Consider the following 898-nt stretch of genomic DNA (forward strand, 5'->3'; position numbering starts at 1 on the left):
AAAACATTCCATTCAGCAGCGGATTTTCCGTAGGAAAATCCGGAAGTAGCCATTGAAGCAAACCGCTGTTGTGCGACGTATTTTCTTATTTATGTTCCCATTCCCAATATTTAGTCCAACCAGTTTGGTTGTTTTTAATTAATAATGTCGAGAATTTTTCGCCATAAACACCTGTTTCTATTCCAATTCCATTACAAGAAGATATTAATTTAATAAAAAGGTTTAAATCTCTTTTTCTCTTTTTTAAGATTACTGCTATAGGCTTACAGTCACGATATTTTTCTATTTCTTCGGGAGTTATTCCAATCGCTGTAGTGTAATATGCACATGTAATCGTGTCGTTGATTTTAAAATTTTCGAATACTTTTTTTATACTATCTGCATAAATTTTTCTACCTTTTTTACCATCATGCCATTTTTTTTTGTAAGCCTTAAATATTTTGTCAAGGTCTAATTTTTTATTGTTAAGTTTTCTGTGAAATGCTTTTAAGATAATCCAAGACATATCATCAAGATGGAAAACTTTTTTCTTATGAAAGAAATCATTTAGCTTATGGTTTCCACGTCTTAACCAACTGTTTCTTATCATCATTCCATAACTGAAATGTAATGACGAAACTGCGTCCTCTTCGTTTTGGTTTTTGAAATTTTCTTTCTCTGTTTCAGTCCACTTATATTCCATATATTCAATCGCTTGATTTATACTTTCTGGAGGGTATTTAGCTGTATAAGTTTTTGGTTTTTCTTGTGAAAAAAGAATTCCATTTATAAGTAAAAATATGATTGTTAGTTTTTTCATAATATGACGCACAACGTTATGTGGCTTGCTTTCAGTGGCGTTGAACCAACACCAAGCCATTACAAATATAACAAAACATTCCATTCAGCAGCGGATTTT

Annotated in this window: 1 protein-coding gene; it reads right to left on the reverse strand. The window is 31.2% G+C overall.

Translation table 11 applies throughout. The features are described from left to right. Positions 1-85 precede the first annotated feature (85 nt). Entirely contained in the window at positions 86-799 is a 714-nt protein-coding gene (locus GFJ99_RS13275) for a DUF6794 domain-containing protein (RefSeq protein WP_153199837.1), read from the reverse strand. Positions 800-898: the final 99 nt, after the last annotated feature.

Source organism: Flavobacterium sp. LMO6, assembly GCF_009495795.1.
Classification (GTDB): Bacteria; Bacteroidota; Bacteroidia; order Flavobacteriales; family Flavobacteriaceae; genus Flavobacterium.

Coding starts and splice junctions, on each gene's coding strand:
- GFJ99_RS13275 (WP_153199837.1), bottom strand. CDS start 799: ATGAAAAAACTAACAATCATATTTTTACTTATAAATGGAATTCTTTTT.